This is a genomic window from Kitasatospora sp. NPDC048540 (assembly GCF_040651175.1).
Lineage (GTDB): Bacteria > Actinomycetota > Actinomycetes > Streptomycetales > Streptomycetaceae > Kitasatospora.
On record NZ_JBEZIR010000279.1, the window covers coordinates 1 to 1,154 of the forward strand.

The 1,154-nt window shown below is 72.1% G+C and carries 1 protein-coding gene; it reads right to left on the reverse strand.

The genetic code is table 11. The annotated features are described in order from the left end of the window. Positions 1-14: 14 nt before the first annotated feature. Positions 15-1,154, reverse strand: a 1,140-nt coding sequence (locus AB0D08_RS40840; protein WP_359895442.1) for a helix-turn-helix domain-containing protein, incomplete at its 5' end; no start/stop codon positions are given.

The window sequence follows — 1,154 nt, forward strand, 5'->3', positions numbered from 1 at the left end:
GGTCGAAGTACGCGTCAGCTGCCCCGAAGACCCACCGCCAGGGTCAGTTCAAGGACCCGGTGCGGCGAGGCGAGATCCGGAAACAGCTCCCGCAGCTGCGACATCCGGTACCGGACTGTCTGAGGATGGACGAACAACGCCGCTGCCACCTCGTCCCGCCTGCCTTGGTGCAGCAGCCACGCCCGCAACGTCTCCTCCAGCCGCCGTGCGGTCGTGACGGGCAAGGTCCGCAACGGTGCGAGGGCTCGGGCACGCAGGTCTGCGAACGCGTCCGCGTCGGCGCTCAGTACCAGCTCGGGCAGGTGGTCCTCGGTGTCGCGAATCTCAGGGGACAGTGAGCGAGCGCGTACGGCTCGTGCGTACGAGGCGCACGCACGGGTCCATGGCCGTGCTGGGCCGACCACGACGGTGCGGTCGGTCAGCTGCCGCAAGAGGTGTGACCGGTCGGCATCGGGGACGAGCAGCACACCGGTGGCATCGGGCAGGTCGTCGAGGACGAGAGTGCCCGGGTTGAGCGCGCGGTAGGCGGGCCGGGCCTGGGCGGCGGGCAGCAGGACCGCGGTCAGCGAAACCGGGGGCTGCCACCCGGCCCGTTGAACAGAGACCAGCAGCACGTCCGGGCTCGTGCCGGCGAGGAGGTCGCGGGCCAGGTCTTCCAGGTGGCGCTCGTGGGCCCTGCCCCGGGCGGCCAGCTCGTCGGCATGGCCCGCCGCGCTCGCGGCGGAGAGCTCGTCGATGTACGCGAAGGTCAGCTCGGCGAACTTGGCGACCTCGGCGGCGGGCAGACCCGCGGGTACGGCACCCGCTGCCAGACATCGCCAGGCCACGCGGGCGCCCACGCGGTAGGCGCTGAGCAGGGCGTCCATCGAACGGCCGTCCCGCACCTCGCCGCGGCCCAGCTCGTAGGCTGCGTCGCCGCCGTCGCCACCCGTGGTGTTCCCGCTCGCGAGGTCCAGGTAGTGCCCCAGGGCGGTGCGGACGGCTCGGCGGATGGTCCCGCCCATGCGGCCCGAAAGGGCGTTGGCATAGGAGGGGACCTCGTCGATGATCGCCTCGACGACCTCGTCGGCGGTGCCCGTCAGCCCGGCCCGAAGCGCGGTGACCGTCGTCTCGTTCAGGACCAGCTCGCTGGCCCTCCGGATTACATGGCTCAC